The organism is Candidatus Schekmanbacteria bacterium RIFCSPLOWO2_02_FULL_38_14, from assembly GCA_001790855.1.
In the GTDB taxonomy this organism is placed as follows: Bacteria; Schekmanbacteria; GWA2-38-11; order GWA2-38-11; family GWA2-38-11; genus 2-02-FULL-38-14-A.
In genome coordinates this window covers 1-23314 of sequence record MGDH01000020.1, presented here as the reverse complement: position 1 = coordinate 23314, position 23314 = coordinate 1, and the positions used below count along the sequence as shown (strand labels likewise).

The window sequence follows — 23314 nt, the reverse complement described above, 5'->3', positions numbered from 1 at the left end:
GAATGTCAAAAATAGCTGTAGTAGATTTACTTTTCAACTGGCCCCCTGACGGAGGTTCCAGAGTAGATTTGAAAGAGGTTTTTTCAAGAATTGCAAAATTCCATGAAGTAAAACTCTTTGTCCCTCATTTTACAAGATACTATCCGAGAGGAGAAATCCTTGAACCGATTCCTTTGAATATTGAACTGATTCCATTCAATCGCTTCAATTACAATTTCTTCCATGTTCCAATAAAAATCAAAAAAGCGTTAGAGAAATTCTCCCCGGACTATGTATTCATTGCTGATGGTGAGCATATAAAGCCATATGTTGTCAGGGCATTGGGCAAATATAATCCGATTTTAAGGTTTTATACATATGACAGCTTCTGCATAAAAGACTACGGAACATTCTTTAAAGATGGTTCAATTTGTCTTCACTGCTTTCTTGACACTCCGCTTTATTGTCTCAGGTGCACCACCATGTGGCTTTTAAAGTACAAGCCAAGGATGGCTGCACATACTTTTCTTACATCTCTGGCTTTTCTTCCCGGATTTTCAGGAATTATAAAAGAAGGATTAAAGAGTGCTGGCAAAATTATAGTTTATAACGAGTTTATAAAGGAGATTGCATCAAAGTATAACAAGAGTTGTATGGTAATTCCTTCTGGTGTGGATACCACTCTTTTTAAGCCTAGTGATAATAAAATAACATCAGACATACCGATAATCCTGATGTCAGGAAGAATTGATGACCCTCAAAAAGGTTTCAATGTCCTGCTTAGAGCCTGCAAGAAACTACACGATAAAGGCAAGATATTTAAACTACTTGTCACAACAGAGAAAAAGTTTGAAGAGCCATTCATAGAATCAACAGGTTGGCTAACACAAAAAGAACTCCCAAACCTCTACCATAAAGCAGATATTTGTATTGTCCCTTCAATCTGGCTGGAACCATTTGGAATTGTTGCTGTTGAAGCGATGGCTTGCGGAAAACCTGTAATAGCTTCAAAGGTTGGAGGTCTTCTGAGCATCATAGATGATGGCTGTAATGGTTTTCTTTTTTCTCCAGAAAATTCTGACGAATTGGCTTCCAAAATTGAACTGCTTTTAGAAAAACCTGATTTGTGCTACAGGATGGGAATCGCAGCAAGACAAAAAGTTGAAATAGAGTATAATTGGGACAGAATAGTTGAAAAATACTATCTTCCTATGTTTAAAATTACAGCCTGATTGACTTTAGTTAGTGTATGCAGATATGCCGACTACAATCAGAGCGACTCCACCCATAACCATTCCGGTATACTGAGCCATCCTTTTTGCCTTTTCGTATTTATTAGCGCTGTAAAAGAAATATTCAAAATTATATTCTTTTTCATCAATTAAAACATCTTTCAAGGTAATTCTGGTCATGTGTTCATCATTAATCTCATACGGAAAAACTAAAAAAAACTCTTTATTCCCGCTGATTTCTGTTGGTTTGGAAGATATAAGAAAATTAGGGTTCAAATTATCTGTGCCATCTGCTTTTATTTTTGTAAGATCATAGAAATCTTTCTGTTTCACCGGATTAAATTCTTTCTCAGTTAATTCTCCAAAGAATTTTAAAACCAGCTTTTGTGGATCAATTACAATTTTTTTATTCTTGTCGTTTACCACACTTAATAAAAAAATTGTATAATTTGCCTTTTTGATTCTTTTCAGAACACTCTTTGCTTCCTGATATTCATTCTCGTTTTTTAAAGTCTTTAAAGATTTAAGAATTAAATCAGGAAGTCTTCTCGCAACTCTTATCTCAATGTCATCATTCTTGACAGATTCATAATCTTCATAAGCCTTTCTCTGAGTCTGTTCAAGAGGACTAAGGGCAAGATATCTGTACTTGCTTGAGCCACATGAAGAATTCAAAAACAAAAATAAAAGGATAAAAGCAACAGCTTTTTTCTTATTAGACCTTATATCCTTCAAAATTTTCTTTAAAAGCAAACATCTTTTAATGGGTTGCATTTTAGTTCCGAATCCTATACAAACAAATTAGATTAGTTTATAGCAACAGCTCTTTTGAAGGTCAAGCCAAGATTTATGGGATTCAGCAATAATTTAAAATTTAAATTTTTATTTTCTCTAATTCTATCTGCCCTAGTATTTGCAGTTCTCACAGTTTATGCTGATTTTACAAATCTGTTATCAGCATTCAAAAAATTCTCTTGGTTTTATTTCCCCTTAATACTTTTCTTGGTTTTTCTTAATTATCTTTTAAGATTCTGGAAATGGGACCATTACCTTAAGATTCTTAAAATCCCTGTTGATAAGAAAAACAGTTTTATAATTTTTATGTCAGGACTCATTATGGCGGTTACGCCCGGGAAATTTGGAGAAGTGCTGAAGTCTTATCTTCTAAAAAAAATAAATTTAACACCTATTACGAAATCCTCGCCAATAATCCTTGCTGAAAGGGTAACAGACCTTTTGGGCTTATGTGCTATTGCTGCTGCAGGAGCCTACTCTCTTCACTTTGGCATAAAGATATTAACTTTTACTATCCTGGTAATTTTTGGAATCATTATCGTTCTTGGAATTGAACCCCTGTTTTTAAAAATAATAACTGTAGTTGAAAAATTGCCCTTAGTTTCAAAACATGCAGTAAAAGTAGAAAGGGCTTATGAAAGCGCCTCAAGTCTGCTGGCTTTGAAAAACCTCTTCTTTCCTACTATTATAAGCATTTTATCCTGGTTTTGTGAATGTCTTGCTTTTTATCTTGTTCTCCTCGGTTTAAAAAGCCAGGTTTCCTGCTTCAATTCTGCCTTCATTTATTCTTTTGCCACCATTGTCGGCGCCCTGAGTATGTTGCCGGGAGGAATCGGAACAACAGAAACCAGCATGACTGGAATTCTTATTCTGTTAAAAGTATTAAGACCAATAGCAGTAGCTGCAACTTTCATAATCAGGGCATGCACTCTCTGGTTTGCTGTAATTATTGGAGCTATTTTCTTTTTTACAAACCGTGATAAATTTGGAACACTTGATGAAATTATTAAAAGTGAAAGTCTTAGTCAGTGATTTATACAGTAAGGCAATTTCCCCCGTTTGAAAAAAGTGGCAACCGCAGGATTTAGCCTGTAATCAATGAAACAAACCCAACAAATGAATGTCAAATTATCAAATATCAAAAAGTTTCATTTATTCATTTAGATTTTATTTTGTATTGAATTTTATAAAGGCTTTAACATCTGAATAAAACTGAAAAATTACTGAGGAAAACATTGTGCCAGAGGATTTAAAGCAGTTAGAAAAAAAAGTTTATGTTGTAATCCACGGTCATTTTTATCAGCCACCAAGGGAAAATCCATTCCTTGGAACCATCGAAGTACAACCATCTGCATTCCCTTATCACGACTGGAATGAACGTATTCACGAAGAATGTTATAAAACTAATACTGCTTCAAGGGTGCTGGATAGCAAAGGTAAAGTTCTTGATATAGTAAATAATTTTCAATTTTTAAGCTTTAATATTGGACCCACTCTTGCATCCTGGCTTGAACGGAAATATCCTGAAACATATAAAAAAATAATTGAAGCTGACAGGGTTAGTCAGGTTGAAAATAATGGCAAAGGAAATGCAATTGCTCAGGTCTATAATCACGTAATTATGCCGTTAATACCAAGAAGAGACAAAACAACTCAGATTCTATGGGGAAAGAAAGATTTCATAAAAAGATTTAAACGGGAACCAGAAGGAATCTGGCTTCCTGAAGCAGCCATTAACAGCGAAACTGTTGAGTGCCTGATAGAGCAGGGAATAAATTTTTCAATTTTATCACCTTATCAGGCTTTAAGAATAAGGAAAATTCCTGACGGAGAATGGACAGATGCAAGAAACGGGAATATAGACACAACCAGAACTTACAAAGTCTATTCTAAAAGGGCTATCCCTGCTGATAAATCTCTGGCGGTTATTTTCTATCAAAAAGATATCTCAAAGGCTATAGCTTTTGAACACCTTTTAAAAAATGCAAACTTTCTTGTCTCAAAAATAAAGGAAGCAATCCCAAAAGATTTTAAGAATTCCTGTCTGATAAATATTTGCACAGATGGAGAATCATATGGCCATCACGAACCATTCGGGGATATGTGCATCGCCTATTTTTTCAAGAAAGAAGCCAGGAACCAAAATTTAATTATAACCAATTATTCCAATTTCCTTAAAATCTCTCCTCCGGAGTTTGAAGTTGAGTTAAATTTCGGAGATGATAGTGAAGGGACTTCTTGGAGTTGCTTCCATGGAGTTAAAAGATGGAAGGAAGACTGTGGTTGTAGTATAAACAAAATAAAAGGATGGAACCAGAAATGGAGAACCCCGCTAAAAAAGGCTGTTGATATCCTTGCTGATGAGTTAGCCAAAGTATATGAAAAAGAATCATCAAAATATATTCGTGACCCATGGGAAGCAAGGAATGACTATGGAGACATAATTGTTAATAACTGGTCTGAAGCAAGTATTTCTCTTTTTTTCGAAAAACACCTTAAAGACAAAAATGACAGAACTTCAAAATCAAAGGTTTTAAAGCTTCTTGAATCCCAGCGATATGCTATCCAGATGCACACAAGCTGCGCATGGTTTTTTGATGACATAGAGGGAATTGAAGCAATACAGAATTTAAAATTTGCAGCTAAAGCCTGTGAGCTTGTAAAAGAATTTACTCCTGCTGATTTCATTCTTCCTTTTTTGAAGGAATTAGAAAAAGCAGCCGGAAATCAGACAAAAATATCTGGGAAAAATATATTTCTTTCAGAAACAAATCCCTATTTTGACACCTTGAGAAAAATAGCTCATCAACTTGTTGTCAGCCACGTTTTCTTTGGAGATAACAGTATTGATGAATTATATGGTTACACACTCAAAGCAGAAGAAATAATATTCCATAAGAAGGAACAGTATAAATATATTCTCGGAAGAGTTAGAGCAGAAAGCATAGGGTTGCAAGAAACAACATCATACCTGTTTATCTGTATACAGAAAGATGAACTCGATATAAGAGATTATCTTATTGAGGTTAAGAGTGAAAAAGAATTTCTTAACCTGAAAGAAATATTTGGAGAAATTTTAAAATATTCAGTTGAAAAAGTTGAATCACAGATATTCAAGCTTTTTAAAATATCACCACTGGAAATAAAAGATATACTGCCTGATGAAAGAGGAAAACTTCTGCTTAAAATAGCAGCTCAAAAAGTAGCCCCATTAAGAAAAGAAATCACAGAGATTTTTGAAAATAATTTAATCCTCTTCAATACTCTTTTAGAGAACAAAATCACAATTTCCCCTGCAATTAAAGCCTCTCTTGAATATACTTTCTCGTTAAATTTATTAAAAGAAACTGATGATTTTCTAAAAAACCCTGATACAAATAGCCCAAAAAAGTTAAAAGAGTTGACTGAAACTGCCCGCAAATTAGATCTCAATCTTGACACAAGGAAGATAAGTGAGAAGTTTTCTTTAGTTTTTGAAAATAAAATTTTTGAATTGACGGAAACTCATGGAAAGGATAAATGTATTTCTATAAAATCATTTCTCGGAGTTCTAAAAAGCATTTCTCTGAATCCTTCAATGACAAATTCTCAAAATTTATTATTTGAATTTTTGGGAAAAAAACTCCCGGGTTTGATTGACCCTTTTGTTTTAAAGGAAAAAGATACTGACAAGTACGAACTGATTAATATGATATTAAAGCTTGCTGAAGAATTGAATTTAAATACTGACAGATTTAGAGACCAGCTAAAACCTTTTGAAAAAGAATTAATTGAGCTTCCAAGATTCTGGCCATAATAGTCATATCGCCTGTCATTGCGAGCGACTAACAGGAGCGTGGCAATCTCAAAATCCACCCTTCTTCTCACTCTCTGCTTTTTTCAACTCATCATCAATGATATTTTTAAACGCTTCAAAGGGTTTTGCACCAGCGATTATTTTGCATGATAATTTTTGCATAGAGTTATATTCCATTTTTCCCTTTGCTTATTTGTTCACCATATATTTAGCAAAAATAAAACCTGAAACCCCCGTGCGGAAGCATGGGGTAATTTACTTTTTACCTTTTTTACACTTGACCCCTCGAATCCTTGAACCCTTTTAGAGATTATCCTTATCCCCGTTCAGCATTATAAAAGACAAACATCTTCCAGTGACTCCTTTTTCTCTCCTGTAAGAAAAAAACAAATAATTATTACAACTTGTGCATAGGTTGATTTTTGAAATATTCTTAAGCGGGATTCCGATTTCAGTCATCTGAAAAAGGTTTAGGTCATCTAAAGAAAAATTCCATTTAGATTTTCTTCTCTCAGAAAATCCCCCTAAATCCCCCTTTAATAAAGGGGGACTAAGGGGGATTATACCTTTACTAAAGGGGGGTGAGGAAGGGGTATTCCCATTATCTTTTGTGTCGTGTTGAGGCATAAATGTTTTTTGCGTAACGAAGTTTTCCCAGTTTGAAAATTCCTTCTTTAAACTTTCAATAACTTCTTCCCCTACTTCATAGCAACATTGCCTGATTGATGGGCCAAAAGCAATCAGGCAATCATTGGGATTTGTCCCGTAAAGTTTCTTCATTTCTCCAAATACCTTCTGTCCAATCCGTAAAACCGTCCCCCTCCATCCTGCATGTGCGATTCCAATGGCTCTATTTTTCCTGTCAAGAAACATTATCGGTTGGCAATCAGCAGTGAGGATTCCTATAGGGATTAAAGGCTTATTTGTAATTAATGCATCATTTCCCAAATTTTTTGTTTTAATAGCAAACTCTTTCAGATTTTCAGGAAACTCATCAATTATCAGTATCCCGTCTCCATGAGACTGATTAACTGTTATAAAATGCTCGTGGTTTATTCCAAGCTTTTCTCCGACAATTTTGTAGTTTTCAGAAACTATATCATTCCTGTCTCCAACATTATAACTCAGATTGAGTGAATTAAAAGGTGGACTGCTTAAACCACCTTTTCTGCTGCAGAAGGCATGGGTTCCAAGTCCTGCTCTGGAAAGACTCTCAGATTTAAAATATATTAGAGTATCTTTTTGTTTGAGATTCATAAATTAGCTATTAGCTATCAGCTATAAGTGTTACTGAAAATCTATTTCTAAGTAACCTTAAATATCTGTTGACTTGAATTTTCTTATATAGTTAAACTCTAAATTGTATACAAGGAGAAAATAGAGAATGCCATTATTTGGCTCTAAAGAAAAATTAAAGGGGCTTATAAATTTTTCAAAACACAATCCGTTGCTAAAAAATCTCACCAACAAAGAAATAAATGAACTGGAAATGATAACCCATCTGAGAGAATACAAAGATGGAGAAATCATTATTCAAAGCAAAGAGCCCGGACTAGCAATATACATAATAAAAAAGGGGAATGCATATGTCGTCTTAGGTTCTGTTGGGGGAAAAGGGGAAATTCTTGAGAAGATAGAAGAAGGAGAAGTATTCGGAGAAATGTCTCTTTTTGGAAACGAACCACGTTCGGTCCATGTAATTGCAGATGGTGATGCCCAGATTCTCGGAATATTCAAACATGATTTTGACGCTTTGATCCACAGGAACAAGAAACTCGGATTCAAGTTGCTCTACAATATTGCAATACTTCTTTCATCAAAACTCAGACGGGCAAACGTTAAATTATATAAAAAACTCAGCGACCATGAATCAACTCTAGCCTGATTTCAATGAACGAATCAATAATAATTACCAGCAAATACCAGAAAAAAAATTTAATTTATGACCTGATTGGAATTGTTATAATTTTAATTCTTGCGGTAAGCATTTTTTATCTTCTCCGCCAACCCCTTATTTCCCTCTTTATTGCTGCTATCATTTCATATCTCCTCCTTCCAATAGTAGATAGAATTGAGAGGTTGGGTATAACACGTGTAATAGTTGTATCAATTGCCTTTTTAGTAATTGGAGCCATTCTGGTAATTGGTGTATTCAATCTTGGTCCGCTTCTTATAAGTCAGATTGATACAATTCAGAAAAAACTTCCCGAGTACAAAGAACTCAGTCTGAATAAAATTGCTTATATAAAAGATAAACTCTATTACCTACAGTCTTCATTCCAAAAAAGATTCCCAATAATTGGAGAAATATATATTGTTGAAAATCTTTTAGATTCTATGTCTAAAACAGCAGTCAATGGGTTTAATGAGTTACTTTCTATCTCAACAGTATTCAGTGTAATATCAATTTTGCCTCTTTTCATATTTGTACCTTTTATTACTTTTTTTCTTCTTCTGAAAAGCAGAGCTATCAAAAAATATTTAATCAGCCTTGTTCCAAACAGATATTTTGAAGTCTCATTGAATTTTCTTCACAGGATAGACAGCCAGCTTAGAAACTATCTTGGTGGTATGATTATAGAATGTTTTATAATAGGTACCCTATCTGCGACAGGACTCTATTTTCTTAATGTCAATTACTTTTTGTTTATTGGAATAATTGCCGGAATCGTAAATGTTGTTCCTTATCTTGGACCTTTAATAGGTAGTTCTCTTGCTATTATTGTAGTATTGCTTGAGTCAGGAAACCTGACAGATGTTTTCCAAGTTTTAATTCTCTTTATTACCATAAGGCTTATAGATGATTTGTTGATAATTCCTATTGTAATTTCTAATGCTGTTAAGATTCATCCGGTAATTGTATTGCTTGCGATCCTTGTTGGAGAACACATGATGGGCATTATCGGAATGATTCTCGCTGTCCCTGTTTATGAAGTTATAAAAATAATTTTAAAGGAAATACAGGGAATAATTTACAGACACCACTTGACCTGATAAAGATTCTATTCTTTAAACCTTTTTCCGGCATTGTTTCATGTCATGGAAATTAATTGAAAAAGCTAGAAGTTTTTTAAAAGAAGAACAAGGTACTATCCGAAAGGATTTTGGAGGGAAAACATCAGTTGCTCTCATATATCCCAATACATATTATATTGGGATGTCAAACCTTGGTTTTCAAAATATATATTATCTTTTTAATAGTTTTTCTGATGTTGTATGTGAAAGAAGTTTTCTCCCAAATGAAGAAGATTTAATTGAACATAACAGAACCAGCACACCGCTCTTTTCTTTAGAATCTCAGAAACCAATTAAGGAATTTGACATCATTGCTTTTTCAATATCCTTTGAAAGTGATTTTTTAAACCTTTTAAAAATTCTCAATCTGTCAAGAATCAAGTTCAAAACCAAAGAAAGAAACCTCTCTGACCCTTTAATCATCGCTGGCGGTATTGCACCAACCTCAAACCCTGAACCAATCGCTGAATTTGTTGACCTTTTTGTGATGGGAGAAGCAGAAGAAGTTTTAGAAATATTTTTAAAAAATTATAAAAGTGCAAAAACTGAAGCTAATAACAAGGAAGATTTTCTCGGATACTTTGACTCAGCCAAAGAAGTTTACATACCAAGTTTTCTTGAAGTTAGCTATAATAAGGACGGGACCGTTAAAAAATTTAGAAATAAAAAAGAAAGAAAGAAAAATGTCATTATTGGAAGAGTAAATGATTTAAACAGCACTGAAACTGTTTCAAGAATTCTGACGTCAAATACAGAATTCTCAAATATGTATCTTGTAGAAGTTGCAAGGGGGTGTTCTAGATGTTGCAAATTCTGCTTAATCGGAAATTTGAGCGGTGAAGGAAGGTATAGAAATGCAAACAACCTTCTGTTTTCAATAGAAAATGGGTTGAGGCTTACAAAAAAAATTGGGCTTCTTGGCTCATCAATTTCAGACCATCCCGAATTTGACTTTCTCTGCAAGAGTTTAATTGGCAAGGAGATAATTCCTTCAATCTCATCAATACGTTTTGAAGGTTTAAAAGACCCGCTTTTAGAATTATTAACAGAAAAGGGACAGAACTCGCTGACATTAGCTCCTGAAGGCGGCAGTGAAAGAATAAGAACATTAATAGGAAAGCCTCTGAAAGAAGAAACAATACTTGATAAAGCTCAGTATGCAGTTGCAAGAGGAATCCTGAACTTAAAGCTCTACTTTTTAGTAGGACTACCAGGCGAGAGATGGGACGACATAGAAGCAATAGTGGATTTAGTAAAAAAAATAAAACACAGAATGGTTGAAGAAGCAAAGGAAAGAGCACGCCTTGGAAAGATAACATCAAGTATAAGTTCATTTATTCCAAAACCTTTTACTCCATTTCAATGGCATTCTATGGAGGAAGTAGCACGATTAAATGAAAAGTTAACCTTTTTGCGAAAGTCTCTCAGAAGTGTGAGCAATATCTCAGTAACAACTGATGTCCCCAAATGGAGCTATGTACAGGCTATGTTGTCAAGAGGAGACAGGCGGGTGTCTGAAGTATTATTAAAAACATTGGATAATAACGGCAACTGGTATAAATCATTCAGAGAACTTAATATTAATCCTGATTTCTACAATTACAGAGATAGAGAAGAAGAAGAGTTATTCCCGTGGGATTTTATTAATAATGGATTTTCTAAAGATAGTCTGCTTTTAAAATACAGGATAACAAAAAAGGAAATTAGTGCATAAGAAATTATCCTTTTTAATTTTAATCATAATTTTAGCCGGTTCCTTTATTCTCAGAAGTTCCGGAATAAATTACGGTCTTCCATTGCACCTCCATCCTGATGAGTGGTCTCAAATCGAACCAGCACTAAAAATGTTTAATTGGGATTTAAACCCTCATGTTTTTTATTACCCGTCCTTTTTAGTTTATTTTTTATTCATAATATTTAAGATACTAAATGCTTTAATCCCTGCTTTTTTTAAAATAACAGCAAGTAAATCTGTATTCTATCTCACAGGGAGATTTGTGTCGGCAGTTTTCGGTACTCTCAATGTTCTGGTAATTTATTTTATTGGGAAAAAGTTATTTGACAGGAGAGTTGCCCTTGCATCAGCATTTTTCTTCTCCATTTTCTCTTCCCATATTATTAGCAGTCATTATGCGATAGTTGATATACCGCTGACCCTTTTTATTTGTGCAACAATTTATTTTTGCATTGCAATCATAGAGGAAGATAGTTTAAAATATTTTATTCTGGCAGGTATAATGGGGGGACTAAGCAGCTCCACAAAGTATACAGCTCTTTTATTAATAGTTGTAATCTATGGATCGTTTCTTGTAGTTCAATATTCCAGGCTCCAAAAAATTCAGTATGATCTTAAGAAAGAGAAGACAGGATTTTATTTGATTTTGACTCTTGGTATTTTCTTTTTAGGAGTAAGCCTTTTTCTTGCTTCATCGCAGGCCTTTTATATTTTCGGGAAGGTTTTTAGCTATAAGGATAGAATTGAGAAAGGGGACCTGGGGTATTATTTCATAGAAAAGGTAAGATTTGCTTTTTGTGGAGTGGGAATTATTTTTCTGCTGCTTTCTTTCCTGGTGAGATATTTCACCCCCTTTAAAAAATTAATTTATATCACTTATTTAAATAAAAAGATAATTTACAGTGCTCTTATATTTGTAATTATTTTTTTTATTATTTCCCCATATATTCTTTTTGACTTCACCTCGTTTTTCAGGGATTTTAAATTTGCCCTTAAGGTCACAGCCCTTGGCTTTTATGAAAATAAACTATGGGTATCAGAAAACTTCCCGCCATCTTTTATATCTTACCTCAGGATGTTGACCGGAGGAGGGGGATTAATATTTTTTATTTTTTTTATTCTGGGAGCAATAGTCAGCTTGAATAGAAAAAATTTTATACCGGTTTCCTGGATAGTTATATATTTTTTAATGGTCAGTAACTGGAAGGTAAGTATGGGCCGTTTTGTGCTTCCGGTACTCCCTTTCGCTGCAATATATTGTGCGGCATTTATATTCTTTAGTGCTGACAAACTTTCTCTTATAATCAGAAGAAATAAAACCGGGGGATGGATAGTTAGTGAAAGATTAGGAGAGATATTTGCATTATTGATAATTATAACCTGTTCGATTGTTCCCTTTAGAAATTCTATTGCAGCTGTTAAACCCTTCCATGAGGGGAGTACGCTTGTTGAGGGATTTAGATGGATAGAGAATAATATAAGGGAAAAATCTAAAATCGTTTTAATGGGAGATGCCCCTGATTTGACGCTTTCAGACAGAGATTATTTAATTTTTAAGCATTTTAAGCAAAAATTTTTAGAAGAAGATATGGGGTCTGATTACTTGAAAAAAAATGCCGTAGACTATCTGGTTACAGGAGTCTATAAATATAATGAGAAAGAAGTTACTTTAAAATTAAGACCAGAGAATTACTCAAAACTGATTAAAGAAATCAGACCTGATAAATCTTTAAAAGGACCTATAATTAAAATTTATGAATTTAAAAAGAAGGAGTGAGAAAAGGTTTTATCCATTCTGCTTTTCTATTTCATTTTTAACTTTTCCTGCAGAGACTTCATTTTTTTTCTTATATCTTCTGATGTGCGGATATCTGTTCTAAACCGAAGGCATATTCCGAATTCTTCAAATGCATTTTTGTAAGCTCCAATCTGCATATAGGATGAAGCAAGCATATAGTGGGACTCAAAAAGATTAAAATCTATACCCAGAGCTTTCCTGTATGCCTGAACCGCTTTTCCCGGGATATTCATTTTTCTATATGCATTTCCTAAGTTGCTGTAAGCTTCTGCAAAATTTGGTGAGATTTCTATTGCTTTCATATATGAATTAACTGCATCTCCATAAAGCCCTTTGGCAAAATAAACTGTTCCAAGGTTATTATAGGCTGTTGCGTAGCCGGGATTAATTTCTAAAGCGATTTTATACTGTGTTATGGCATCATCTGTTTTCCCCATTTTCTGATAGTAATTCCCAAGATTATAATAAGGCTGATATAAGAAAGGATTTATTTTTATTGCCTTCTTACAGGCTCTTACCCCCTTTTCATAAAGTCCTTTGGAAAAATAAGCTATACCTAAGTTATTATAGGCTAACACATAATTACGATTGGCTTTTATCGAGAGTCCGTATTGCGTTATCGCATCATCTACTTTCCCCATTCCGTAATAGCAATTTCCGAGATTGTAATGAGCCTGGCCTGAAGAGGAATCTATCTCAATCGCTTTTTTAAATTCAGCAAGTGCTTCATCAATCATTCCCTTGTCAGTATAAGCCTTACCCAGGTTGCTATGGGGTCTTTCTTTATCGGGGGATTTTTTAACTGCATCTGACCAGAGAGCAATTTCACTTTCCCATACAAAATTCCTGTTAAAGGTGAGTATTGATAAAAAAGTGATAAATAGAATTAATCCTGTGTAAATTACTTTAATAGAAGTTTTTTTGAGAACCCCCTCTTTAAAAAAAATCAAAGTTTTAAGAAAAACAGTCCCGGATAAAAAGCTTAAACTTATAAGAGATAAATAAAGCCACCTGTCAGCCATAAGGTCCCTTAGCCTGATTAAAAAATGAGGTGAAACTGTTATAAGAAGCCATGCTATAGCAAAAGAAAGGATTTTAGATTTTTTCCTGAAATACCATGCTATCAAGATAAGTGATGCTAAAAGAATCGCAGAGAGAAGGAAATTGAATTGGAGTAAAGAACTTGCCAGATTAAAATCTGGATCAACATTTAAATTTATTGGCAGGAAAAATTTAATAAGATAATATGCGAAGATATATATCTCAGTCAGTATATGTGGGTAGAGTCCTCTTACGGCTTGATCCGGGCTTTGAAGAGACAATGCAAAATTAAATCTTAAAAATATCATCACTAATGTAAGAATCCCCATTGGGATATAACAGCCTTTAGCTCTTTTCATTAATTCCTTTTTGTTTTCCCCTGAGAGGAAAAAATAATCATAGATAAGAAGCATTAAAGGCAAGGTAATGCCAATTTCTTTACATCCTATAGAAAACAGGTACGAGAAGATTGATAAAATATAATAGATAATTGAGTTAGAATTTTTTAATTTTTTTTTGCTTAAAAGATAAAATGGAACTATATAGAAGAAAGCGCTCAGGATTGATGACCGGCTTGAGATATATGTTACTGATTCAACAGTTATTGGATGAACTAAAAAAATAGAGGCAGAAAGCACAGGGATGAGGGGATTCTCGATGATATTTTTAAGTGTTAAATATATAAGAAAAGCTGTCAAAATATGAAAAGTTAAGTTTACTATATGGTATGAGAAAGGGTTTAAGTCACCTAACTTGTAATTTAAAAAGAAACTAAAAGCGAGGATTGGCCTGTTTGTCTGGAATATGCTTTTTAAAAAATTTCCAAAGTCATTTTTACTGAAGTAAAAGTAAAAAGGAATTATATTCCATTTGCTGTAAGGGATTAGAGCCCTGTCGTCATAGAGGAAAGGTACTTTAAAGGAGTTAGAGTAGACAATAAAGCCTAAAAAAGCTAATATCAGAAAACATAAGAAATCTTTAATTTTTGGATTCATCTACAACAAAAAATTACCTTCTTTACAAAATGTTGTCAATGAGCTAATAGTTTAAAATAATTCTCAAATAAAGAAAAGAATAAAAATTTCTTGGAATGCCAATAAAAAATCTCAGGAGAAAGCCATGGGTCTTACTTTATCTGAAAAAATCATAAGCCAGCATTGCGGAAGAGAAGTAAAGGCAGGTGAGATTGTTATTGCTGACGTTGATCTATGCTATGTTCAGGATGGGACAGGACCTTTAACGATTGGGCAAATAGAGAAGATGGGGATAGAAAAGATTCGTAACCCCAAAAAAACAATCCTTTTTCTTGACCACGCCTCTCCCAGTCCAAGACTTGAATTAAGCAATGACCACAAACTGCTCAGAGAGTTTGCTGATATGACCGGTGCGGTTTTGTCAGAAGTAGGAGGAGGTATTTCTCATCATGTTTCACTTGAATCTTATGCCAATCCGGGGGATGTGATTATTGGTGCAGATTCGCATACATGCACAAATGGGGCTTTATGCGCTTTTTCAACAGGAATGGGTTCAACTGATGTTGCTGTTGCTTTTGCCTTTGGAAAAACTTGGATGAGAGTTCCGGAGACTTTTAGAATTATAGTCAATGGTAAATTCCAAAAGGGAGCATATTCAAAAGATTTGATAGTTCATTTAATTGGAAAAATTTCAAGCCGTGGTGCAACTTATAAAGCCCTGGAATTTACAGGAGAAGCAATAGATAATATGGAGGTAGATGCAAGGGCGACGATAGCTAATATGTCAGTTGAAGCAGGAGCTAAGGTCGGGCTCTTTGCCTCTGATAAAAAGACAAAGGTTTTTCTGGAGAAAATGGGCAGAGGAAATAAATTTAGAGAAATTTCTTCAGACCCTAATGCGGTTTTTGAAAAGATTATTGAAATAAATGTTTCTTCTCTTAAACCAACGATTGCCTGTCCCCATATGGTTGATAATGTAAAAACTATAGAAGAAATTGAAGATATAAAGGTAGATGAGGTTTTTATCGGGACTTCCTGTAATGGCAGGATTGAAGATTTAAGGGAAGCAGCAAAAATATTAAAAGGAAAAGAAGTTAAGCATGGAACAAGATTAATTGTTACACCTGCTTCAAGAAGGACATATCTTGAGGCTTTGAACGAAGAAATTTTAAAGATATTTGTTGAAGCAGGGGGGGTTGTAACAGGTCCTGGATGCGGTGCATGTGTTGGAGTTCACGAAGGGGTATTAGCAGATGGAGAGGTCTGCTTTGCAACACAGCCAAGAAATTTTAAGGGAAGGATGGGAAATCCAAAAGCATTTATATACATCGGCTCACCTGCTGTAGCTGCGGCAACAGCAATTAAGGGTAAAATAGCTGATCCAAGAGAATTTCTGTAAAGGAGTAACTATATGTTATTAAATGGCAAGGTATGGAAATTTGAAGATAATATCAGCACAGACCTTATTGCACCGGGGAGACTTTTTCACTTAAGGTCGAATCTACCGGAGCTTGCAAAACATGTTATGGAAGACGCAAAGCCCGGGTTTTCAGATATGATTTCAAAAGGAGATTTTATAGTTGCCGGAGAAAATTTTGGCCTTGGCTCAAGCCGTGAACACGCTCCAACAATAATAAAAATGTCAGGGATTGATGCAGTTTTAGCAAAAAGTTTTGCACGAATTTTTTATAGAAACAGTATAAATGTAGGTTTGCCAGCTATTATCTGTAACACATCATCAATAGATGAAGGAGATGAGTTAGAAATAGATATAATAAAAGGAACTGTTATTGATAAATCTAAAAATATAGAGCTCACTTTTTCCCCTTTCCCTTCGCTTATGAACAAAATATTATTGGAAGGCGGACTTGTTCCTTACATTAAAAAGCATGGGATGCTAAAGGCAGATTAACAAATCAATTACTCTACAGATACTACTTTAAAAGCAGTATTAACTTCTAACAAAGCTACAAATTTATTTTAATAGGTTATTGCTAATCTTGAAAATTCTTATATTTTGATTACTATTTTAATTAAAAATCAAATAGTTAAAAGAAATTAATAAAATTAAAAAAATCACAGAAAAATTTCCTTGACAAAGTAATGAAAAAACATTAGAATTCAAACTAACGTTTGATTGTTTTTTAAAGCAATATAACTTATATTTATTTTTGATGAATCATGGAAAAAGAGAAAAATGGAAGTTTAAAAAAGTATAAGTAAATCAAAATAGATTTTATGATAATAACAATGAAAATGAATATGTTAATCAGAAAAAACACTCTCGGAGGAGGAAAATAAATATGTGTCATTTTTGCACAACACACGCAGATGGCGGTAAGTGGTTTGAAAACGCGTCAAACTTTGCTGCACGAATGTATAGCAACAGGAAAAAGAAGGTTGAGAAGCAAGATAAATTTACACAGCATATGGGAGGAGTTCCTATAAAGATTGACCCGGAAAAAGGAAGGATATCTTCAATTTCCCCAAAGCCTCCTGTTATAATAGAAGATTTACTGGCACAGGCAGGAGAGAATGCAGAATTGCGAGTAACAAAGAGTAACTTCTCTTATTTCCTTAATGATAAGGGAGAGGTACAAATACCGCCAGGAGTGCCTACTGACTTAGATATAATGTTTACTGACCTTTTAAAAGAAGTAGTTGATGCTACAGGAGTTGATGTTGAGAGCCTCCCTCAAATGAAAAGAAAAGTAGCAAGTTTTATGGGTAAATATCACTTTGGTCAGGTTATAACCCTGGAAGAAGCCCTTGATATGATGGATTTAACTTATCCTATAGGACTTATGCAATGCATATGCCGCAGAGAGACAAGAGGAATGATGAATAAAAGTGAAGCTAATTACTGTTTCTCTCTCGGAGTTGGTCTTTACAAGTGGGAAAGATGGCCTGAAACTTTCAGAGGGCTTACATTTTTAAGTGTTAAGGAAGCAAAAGAACATCTAAAGCATTTCAATAAAAAAGGATTTGTTCATTCCCTCTGGACATTTAATGTTCCTTATATAGGAGGAATCTGCAATTGTGAATATCCTGTATGTCAGGGAATAAGGGGAAGAATAGATTATGGTGTTGATTCCATAATACTCAAAGGTGAATATTGTGCCCAGCCTGTTTTTGAAAATTGTACAGGATGTGGTTATTGCCTCAGGTATTGCCAGTTCGGTGCTATGAGCATGGGACTGTCTCGTAATAAAATCTCGATTGATATGAAGAGGTGTTTTGGTTGTGGCCAATGTGAAAAACATTGTCCAAATGCAGCTATTAAACTGGTTGAAAGACGAAAATGCCCAGGTATAAGTGAGGCATGGTAATTTTCAGGAGGAAATAAAAATGATTCAAATGGAAATAACAATAGATCATGAAAAATGTAAAGTTCCTGCTAAATGCAGGAAATGTCTTGAAGTTTGTCCACAGGCAGTTTTCAAGATGCACTTAGCCAGAATTGAAAAATATAAGGAAGCTGAAGATGAAGACTTTCATTTAGACGCATGGTACTGGCCAAGCTGTTCAGGGTGTATGGAGTGTATAAAAAACTGCCCTCTTGATGCGATAAAAATTAAAGCAAAGAAAGTTGAGGGAGTTCCAAAAGCAGTAGTAACCGGAAAATATGCTTAAGGGAGGAACACAACAGTCTTCATTCCGGTTTTGAGCGAACCTCTTTAAATACCATCTCTGCAGATTTTGCTTTTACCTTGCCTTCTTTGTATTCCTTATAACGATGTTCAGCCTCTTCAATCCACAACCTTTCTGCTTCCGGATCTTCTTCCTCATCTGAACTGCTTATGATGTGCTCCGCTAATATAGCTCTTACATGAGAAAGAAGTCTGAAAACTTCCTTCTCAATCTTTTCTATTTTCGATGACATATGAAATTCCTCCAATAGGGCTTATTTTTTATCTTACCGAGATATACAGATTATTGCAACTTTTTCAGAAGAGGAAAGGGGGACGTCAGACTGTGTGAGAACCAGAAGCAATTAGGTACATATTACTTCTATATAGGTAGTTTTTAGCCACCAGGAGAAAAACTTTTTAGTTTTTTCCCATATATTTCCTAAAACATTAAATATTTTATTAGATTTTAACTTTACTGCTGCTATCAGACCATCTATTCCTAATATATTCAGAACTCTCCTTATATTATAGGCAAGAACTGTTAAGCCCATCTCCTCTCCAACCTTATCAATCCCTCTGGTAAGAAAATAGCCATGATTAAAATTCCTCTTCATAGTCCCAAATATGTGCTCAATTATCCATTGCTGTTTCTTTACCTTATCTCTGCTTAATTTTTTTATACAAACAGAATATCAAATCTTTGAAAATTATTTAAGAAGACAGGGATTTTAATCTAATTTTTCAGAAGAGTTTAATAATGAAAGATAAAGCTTCTCTTGTTTTTTTACCATCTCATTTATGTCAAATTCAGCTAAGATTTCTTTTCCTGATTTTCTGAAATCCTCAAGTACGGTTTTGTTTTTCAGAAGATAGGTGATTTTTTCTGAAAATCCGTCAATGTTGTGTGGCTTAAGAAGGTAGCCATTGACTCCATCCTGTATGACTTCTGCTGTGCCGTCCACATCAGTGGCAATCACAGGGATATTTGAGGCTACTGCTTCAGGGATTACACGTGGTAAGCCTTCCCATAAAGATGTCAGTAAAAGCAGGTCAAAGCATTTCAAAACCTGCGGGATATCCCTCTGCCATCCTGCAAGAATTACGTCATCTTTCAGATTTGAGCTTTCTATATCAGCTTCTATTTCTTTGCGCAACTCACCATCGCCGACAAGGACAAATTTAGCTTCAACTTCTTTTTTTACCTTTGCTGCTATCTTTAAGAAATCAAGAGGGGCTTTCTGGGGTTTAAAGCAGGCAATCATTCCAACTATCGGGACTTTTGATGCTCCGTTTTTGTCTATTTTCAACAGCTTCCTTATCTCTTCAGAAAATCCCCCATTGCCCCCCTTTGTCAAAGGGGGGCTGGGGGGATTATTACCAGCGTTCATGAATTTTTCAATCTCGATTCCGCTTCTTATCAGGGAAACTTTTTTTTCAATAAAAATACCAAGCCTTTTCCCTTTTTTGATATTAGCCCTTGAAACACAGACGAAGCGAGAGGTTATTTTTTCTGTAAGGCGCTCAAGAAATATGAAAAGATTTTTTTTGAAAAAGTTCTGGTAATCATTGAATCCAAAGCCGTGAAAGGTATGGATGATAAACGGAACTCCTGCAAGCCTTGCAGCCCATCTTCCTAAAATCCCGGCTTTTGAACTGTGGGTGTGGACGACTATAGGAAGTGAACAGTAAACAGTGAACAGTGAATAGTAATTTATGTTGTTATTTTTTTTTTCTGAGGTTAAAAGCTCGCGTTTTTCTCTGAAGAGGATTTTTGTGAGTTTGAGAAGGGCTATAATATCTTTTAAAGGATTTATTTCCCGTACAAGCTCAGGGACAAAAAAGACTCTTACCCCTTCAAGCCTTTTTACCTCTTCATCTAAAACTCCTCCTGTGCCTGATATAAGGACAGGTTCAAAGATATCCCTGTCAAGGTTCTTTACAGTAAAGAGGGTGTTCTGCTGTGCGCCGCCAAGTTCCAGTTTTGTTATTATGTGGATAATCTTTGCTTTCATCACTAAAGCCCCATATCAACCTTCTTTAAGAAGTATGCGGTAACAAGGAAAAGCAGGATTACACCTGAAAATATTGAAAGCGCCACAGAGTTTGATGAATGAATCATAATGATTGCCATTATTCCAAGCAATACAGTTACACCATAGCTGACAATTACTGTTGCTTTTTTTGAAAAAACCCATTTTCTCAAGCGTAAGGCAAAGTGGTCTGAACTTCCTTTAAAAACAGACTGACCTCTCAAAAATCTTATGTACATTACAAGAAATGTATCAAAAATCGGGAGCCCGAGAATTATAAGCGGTGCAATAAAACCTACATGGTTTACATCAGAATAGCTTCCTGTCATTGCAAGAGAGCCGAGAATCATTCCTATAAACATGCTCCCTGCATCTCCAAGGTATATTTTTGCAGGCTCAAAATTATACCATAAAAAGCCAAGAAGGCTTCCTGCCAAAGCCATTGTAAGAGTGGCAATCATTGTTTTTTCATTCAATACTGCAACTATGAAAAAAAAGATTGAAACCCAAAAGGCAATGCCTGTTGACAATCCATCCATTATATCAATTATATTAAAGCCGTTTGTAATCCCCACTATCCAGAAGAATGTTAAGGCAATTGCCAGCCAATGTGGAAGGGCAACGACTGTTATCATTACTCCTGCTTTGATGAGTATGAATGTAGCGATAAACTGGCCAATGAATTTGTTGCGCGGACTTAATACCCCGAAATCATCTATTAACCCAAGCAGAACAATAATGGTTCCTGCAAGGATTATTCCAAGAACTTCTTTGTTAAAATCAAAGGTAAAACTCAGAGAGAGCAAAAACGCAAGATATATGCTTAACCCCCCAAGATACGGGACAGGTTCCTGATGGGTTTTGAGATTGCCATCAGGCTTGTCAACAATTCCATACTGAGTAGCAGCCTTGCGAGCAATCGGTGTCCCGTAGATTGAGAGAAAAAAAGAGAGGAAAAATGTTAAAATATATGTAACTATCATCAGGTATAAAGTTTTTGAAATCTTAAAGGATTTTATCCGTCATGTCAATATATTAGAGAGGTTTGTGTAACGCCAAGATGATAATGTCCTATTTCACCAAAGTAGAAATGTCCTAATTTACGGATGCTATAGTACCCTTTTTTTAGATTAAAAAGGAGGGTAAATGGCAGGAAAGAACATTATCATGGCGACACAGGAGGAACTAAAACGTTTTCATGTAGTGCAAAAGATTTTAGAAGGCAGTCTAAAGCAAGACGAGACGCTTCGCAACTGGCTTATAAAGGAGGGTGCCTTGGGTAAAGGGGCGCAAAAAGAGGGTTCGCCGGCAACGGCAGAGCGAAAAGGGCGTTTTGGCGAGATGCTTCAGGTGGACGGAAGCCATCACGACTGGCTTGAAGGTAGAGGTTCGGAGATTGTGCTTATGGGTAGTATAGACGACGCTTAAAGCCCTTTAAGATAAAAGAGAAATACATTCCTCCAAAAGACCATCCCTTGAGAAAATATCCTGTATTATAAAAACAGGACATTTCTGAATTGGCTTGACAAAGAGGGCAAAACTGATTGACACAATTATTTTCTTCATGCTATAAGAATTAACTTAAATATTTGCAGATGGAAGATAGAATCCATCTTAATAAATAACAGGGTAGAAGTTCTTGCATTGGATTCATTTAATAATTACTTAAAAAACTCATTAAATAAAAATATTCTGCCAATCCTTTTTCTTATTCTTGGCAGCTGCTATATTCTTTTTTTCTACAAGCTTGGAGCCATTTCTCTGTTTGATGTTGATGAGCCGCGTTATGCGGAAACTGCAAGGAATATACTTGAAAACAGAGACTGGATAACTCCCTGGTTTGATGGCAAAATAAGGTACGACAAACCGATTCTTTTTTACTGGCTCATAGCAATTGCCTACAAAATATTTGGCATCAATGAGTTTGCCGCACGCTTCTGGTCAGCGACATTTGCAACCTCTCTGGTTCTTTTAATTTTCTTCATAGGAAGAAAATTCCTTAGTCTGCGCACTGCAATACTCAGCTCTCTTGTTTTTTCTATTTCATCGCAGATAATACTCCTGGCAAGGGCTTCAATCACTGATATGACCCTGACATTTTTCATATCCACAAGTCTTTTTCTCTTCTACCTTGGATACACAGGAAATGACAGGTCAAGAAAATATTTTTATCTTCTGTTTTATGCCTGCATGGCTTTGGCTACTCTGACAAAAGGTCCTGTAGGGATAGTAATTCCTTTTTTAATCATAATTCTCTTTACTCTTATAAATAAAACATTCTTCAGCACATTCTCAAAAATGATGCTTTTTCAGGGATTTTTTGTTATGGCAATTATTATTCTTCCATGGAACCTTGCAATGTTCAAGATCCACAGGGAGGAGTTTATATGGCAATTCTACATCAGGCATAATATCAACCGGTTTGCAGGTGTTGTTTCAGGGCACGATGGTTCTTTTTTCTTCTACTTGCCTGTAATTTTATTAGGGTTTTTCCCCTGGGCTATTTTTCTTCCATCCGCCATATTAAATACAATAACCAGCATCAAAGAATCTCCGGTAAAAAACAAGGAAACCGCCAGCATAAAATTTTTCGCACTTATATGGTTTTTTGTAGTCTTTTTCTTTTTTACTATTTCAAAAACAAAACTTGCTACATACATAACACCACTTTTCCCGCCAATGGCTATTTTAGTCGGAAAATTATTTGATGATGTGATGCAGGAAAAAGAAAAAGTGATTAGATACTTAAAACTGCCGGTCATTATACTCATCATAACCTTTTTTTTAATATCAGCCTTTTCTGTCTTTTTCCCTGCAATGGTTAATAAATTCAAGAGTGATTCTGTTTCAAGTTTTTTCAACAATACAATTGACCTTAAAAACATACCATGGATTCTCTCAGCAGTTTTAATAGTTGGAATTGTTTTCTTTTCAATTTCATGGTTTAAAAAACTCAGGCAACTGAGCATTTTTTCCCTTATATTAAGTATATTCCTTTTTCATCTTATAGGAATAATCTATGTTGGTCCTGAGATTGGAAGATACAGACAGGATTCTTTGCGGGATTTGTCAGAGTTTACAAGAAATATCATAAAAAAGGATGATGTTTTAATATCCTATTGTTTTAATAAACCAAGCATACTTTTCTATGCGCGCCATCCTGTAAAGGAATTAAATGAACATCAGAGAGAACAGTTGTACAATTATCTGACCTCAGACACCGGTGTGTATGTCATTATTAAGAAAAGCTCTATTTATTCTTTAAAGGATGCGCCCAAATACCACAT

20 protein-coding genes are annotated in these 23314 nt (G+C 34.8%); 13 read left to right on the top strand and 7 right to left on the bottom strand.

The annotated features are described in order from the left end of the window. Positions 1-2 precede the first annotated feature (2 nt). Positions 3-1211 (top strand): hypothetical protein, encoded by a 1209-nt coding sequence (locus tag A3H37_12180; protein ID OGL49977.1) that lies wholly within the window; start codon positions 3-5, stop codon positions 1209-1211. 6 nt (positions 1212-1217) lie between these two features. Here A3H37_12180 and A3H37_12175 read toward each other — a convergent pair whose 3' ends face one another. Beyond that, entirely contained in the window at positions 1218-1964 is a 747-nt protein-coding gene (locus tag A3H37_12175; protein ID OGL49976.1) for a hypothetical protein, read from the bottom strand. A 96-nt stretch (positions 1965-2060) separates the two neighbouring features. On the opposite strand from A3H37_12175, the gene A3H37_12170 reads away from it, so the two are divergent. Together A3H37_12170 and A3H37_12165 are read left to right on the top strand one after the other, a co-directional pair. Beyond that, positions 2061-3038, top strand: coding sequence for a hypothetical protein (locus A3H37_12170; protein ID OGL49975.1), 978 nt, complete (start codon positions 2061-2063; stop codon positions 3036-3038). A gap of 205 nt (positions 3039-3243) precedes the next feature. Then, entirely contained in the window at positions 3244-5802 is a 2559-nt protein-coding gene (locus A3H37_12165; GenBank protein ID OGL49974.1) for a hypothetical protein, read from the top strand. Positions 5803-6105: 303 nt separating this feature from the next. Here A3H37_12165 and A3H37_12160 read toward each other — a convergent pair whose 3' ends face one another. Then, the gene (locus tag A3H37_12160) at positions 6106-7059 is read right to left on the bottom strand and encodes a hypothetical protein (GenBank protein OGL49973.1); all 954 of its coding nucleotides are present in this window, start codon (positions 7057-7059) and stop codon (positions 6106-6108) included. Between the two features lie 127 nt (positions 7060-7186). On the opposite strand from A3H37_12160, the gene A3H37_12155 reads away from it, so the two are divergent. Genes A3H37_12155 through A3H37_12140 form a run of 4 tightly spaced genes read left to right on the top strand, consistent with a single transcriptional unit; the run spans position 7187 to position 12329 of the window. Beyond that, a complete protein-coding gene (locus A3H37_12155) occupies positions 7187-7687 on the top strand; it encodes a hypothetical protein (GenBank protein ID OGL49972.1) in 501 nt (166 codons plus the stop codon). 5 nt (positions 7688-7692) lie between these two features. Further along, positions 7693-8796 carry a hypothetical protein gene (locus tag A3H37_12150; GenBank protein ID OGL49971.1) on the top strand — a complete coding sequence of 368 codons (1104 nt, stop codon included), beginning with the start codon at positions 7693-7695 and terminating at the stop codon, positions 8794-8796. 40 nt (positions 8797-8836) lie between these two features. Further along, on the top strand, positions 8837-10531 hold the full coding sequence (locus A3H37_12145; protein OGL49970.1) for a hypothetical protein: 1695 nt from the start codon (positions 8837-8839) through the stop codon (positions 10529-10531). Beyond that, positions 10524-12329, top strand: coding sequence for a hypothetical protein (locus A3H37_12140; protein ID OGL49969.1), 1806 nt, complete (start codon positions 10524-10526; stop codon positions 12327-12329). The genes A3H37_12145 and A3H37_12140 overlap by 8 nt, the downstream gene beginning before the upstream one ends. 26 nt (positions 12330-12355) lie before the next feature. On the opposite strand, the gene A3H37_12135 is transcribed toward A3H37_12140, so the two are convergent. Then, positions 12356-14386 carry a hypothetical protein gene (locus A3H37_12135; protein ID OGL49968.1) on the bottom strand — a complete coding sequence of 677 codons (2031 nt, stop codon included), beginning with the start codon at positions 14384-14386 and terminating at the stop codon, positions 12356-12358. Positions 14387-14510: 124 nt separating this feature from the next. On the opposite strand from A3H37_12135, the gene A3H37_12130 reads away from it, so the two are divergent. The 4 genes from A3H37_12130 to A3H37_12115 all read left to right on the top strand — a co-directional run bounded on the left by A3H37_12130 (position 14511) and on the right by A3H37_12115 (position 17998). Beyond that, positions 14511-15764 carry a 3-isopropylmalate dehydratase large subunit gene (locus A3H37_12130; protein ID OGL49967.1) on the top strand — a complete coding sequence of 418 codons (1254 nt, stop codon included), beginning with the start codon at positions 14511-14513 and terminating at the stop codon, positions 15762-15764. Between the two features lie 12 nt (positions 15765-15776). Continuing rightward, positions 15777-16277 (top strand): 3-isopropylmalate dehydratase, encoded by a 501-nt coding sequence (locus tag A3H37_12125; GenBank protein ID OGL49966.1) that lies wholly within the window; start codon positions 15777-15779, stop codon positions 16275-16277. A 391-nt stretch (positions 16278-16668) separates the two neighbouring features. Further along, entirely contained in the window at positions 16669-17694 is a 1026-nt protein-coding gene (locus A3H37_12120; GenBank protein OGL49965.1) for a hypothetical protein, read from the top strand. A 19-nt stretch (positions 17695-17713) separates the two neighbouring features. Further along, a complete protein-coding gene (locus A3H37_12115; protein OGL49964.1) occupies positions 17714-17998 on the top strand; it encodes a hypothetical protein in 285 nt (94 codons plus the stop codon). 19 nt (positions 17999-18017) lie between these two features. On the opposite strand, the gene A3H37_12110 is transcribed toward A3H37_12115, so the two are convergent. The 4 genes from A3H37_12110 to A3H37_12095 all read right to left on the bottom strand — a co-directional run bounded on the left by A3H37_12110 (position 18018) and on the right by A3H37_12095 (position 21010). After that, positions 18018-18248: a hypothetical protein gene (locus tag A3H37_12110; GenBank protein ID OGL49963.1), complete on the bottom strand. Its 231-nt coding sequence runs from the start codon at positions 18246-18248 to the stop codon at positions 18018-18020. 111 nt (positions 18249-18359) lie between these two features. Beyond that, positions 18360-18611, bottom strand: a complete 252-nt coding sequence (locus A3H37_12105) for a hypothetical protein (GenBank protein ID OGL49962.1) — start codon at positions 18609-18611, stop codon at positions 18360-18362. Positions 18612-18725: 114 nt separating this feature from the next. After that, positions 18726-20009 (bottom strand): hypothetical protein, encoded by a 1284-nt coding sequence (locus A3H37_12100; GenBank protein ID OGL49961.1) that lies wholly within the window; start codon positions 20007-20009, stop codon positions 18726-18728. A gap of 2 nt (positions 20010-20011) precedes the next feature. Beyond that, positions 20012-21010 carry a hypothetical protein gene (locus A3H37_12095; GenBank protein OGL49960.1) on the bottom strand — a complete coding sequence of 333 codons (999 nt, stop codon included), beginning with the start codon at positions 21008-21010 and terminating at the stop codon, positions 20012-20014. A gap of 163 nt (positions 21011-21173) precedes the next feature. Here A3H37_12095 and A3H37_12090 point away from each other — a divergent pair, with 163 nt between their 5' ends. Continuing rightward, positions 21174-21455, top strand: a complete 282-nt coding sequence (locus tag A3H37_12090) for a hypothetical protein (protein OGL49959.1) — start codon at positions 21174-21176, stop codon at positions 21453-21455. Positions 21456-21671: 216 nt separating this feature from the next. Further along, a partial coding sequence (locus A3H37_12085; GenBank protein OGL49958.1) for a hypothetical protein occupies positions 21672-23314 on the top strand: 1643 nt, incomplete at its 3' end.

Excerpts from the sequence above, each read along its gene's own strand:
- A3H37_12170 (OGL49975.1), top strand. The coding sequence starts at position 2,061 with ATGGGATTCAGCAATAATTTAAAATTTAAATTTTTATTTTCTCTAATT.
- A3H37_12105 (OGL49962.1), bottom strand. The coding sequence starts at position 18,611 with ATGAAGAGGAATTTTAATCATGGCTATTTTCTTACCAGAGGGATTGAT.
- A3H37_12150 (OGL49971.1), top strand. The coding sequence starts at position 7,693 with ATGAACGAATCAATAATAATTACCAGCAAATACCAGAAAAAAAATTTA.
- A3H37_12110 (OGL49963.1), bottom strand. The coding sequence starts at position 18,248 with ATGTCATCGAAAATAGAAAAGATTGAGAAGGAAGTTTTCAGACTTCTT.
- A3H37_12100 (OGL49961.1), bottom strand. The coding sequence starts at position 20,009 with ATGAAAGCAAAGATTATCCACATAATAACAAAACTGGAACTTGGCGGC.
- A3H37_12180 (OGL49977.1), top strand. The coding sequence starts at position 3 with ATGTCAAAAATAGCTGTAGTAGATTTACTTTTCAACTGGCCCCCTGAC.
- A3H37_12095 (OGL49960.1), bottom strand. The coding sequence starts at position 21,010 with ATGATAGTTACATATATTTTAACATTTTTCCTCTCTTTTTTTCTCTCA.
- A3H37_12135 (OGL49968.1), bottom strand. The coding sequence starts at position 14,386 with ATGAATCCAAAAATTAAAGATTTCTTATGTTTTCTGATATTAGCTTTT.
- A3H37_12130 (OGL49967.1), top strand. The coding sequence starts at position 14,511 with ATGGGTCTTACTTTATCTGAAAAAATCATAAGCCAGCATTGCGGAAGA.
- A3H37_12120 (OGL49965.1), top strand. The coding sequence starts at position 16,669 with ATGTGTCATTTTTGCACAACACACGCAGATGGCGGTAAGTGGTTTGAA.
- A3H37_12155 (OGL49972.1), top strand. The coding sequence starts at position 7,187 with ATGCCATTATTTGGCTCTAAAGAAAAATTAAAGGGGCTTATAAATTTT.
- A3H37_12125 (OGL49966.1), top strand. The coding sequence starts at position 15,777 with ATGTTATTAAATGGCAAGGTATGGAAATTTGAAGATAATATCAGCACA.
- A3H37_12145 (OGL49970.1), top strand. The coding sequence starts at position 8,837 with ATGTCATGGAAATTAATTGAAAAAGCTAGAAGTTTTTTAAAAGAAGAA.
- A3H37_12115 (OGL49964.1), top strand. The coding sequence starts at position 17,714 with ATGATTCAAATGGAAATAACAATAGATCATGAAAAATGTAAAGTTCCT.
- A3H37_12090 (OGL49959.1), top strand. The coding sequence starts at position 21,174 with ATGGCAGGAAAGAACATTATCATGGCGACACAGGAGGAACTAAAACGT.
- A3H37_12160 (OGL49973.1), bottom strand. The coding sequence starts at position 7,059 with ATGAATCTCAAACAAAAAGATACTCTAATATATTTTAAATCTGAGAGT.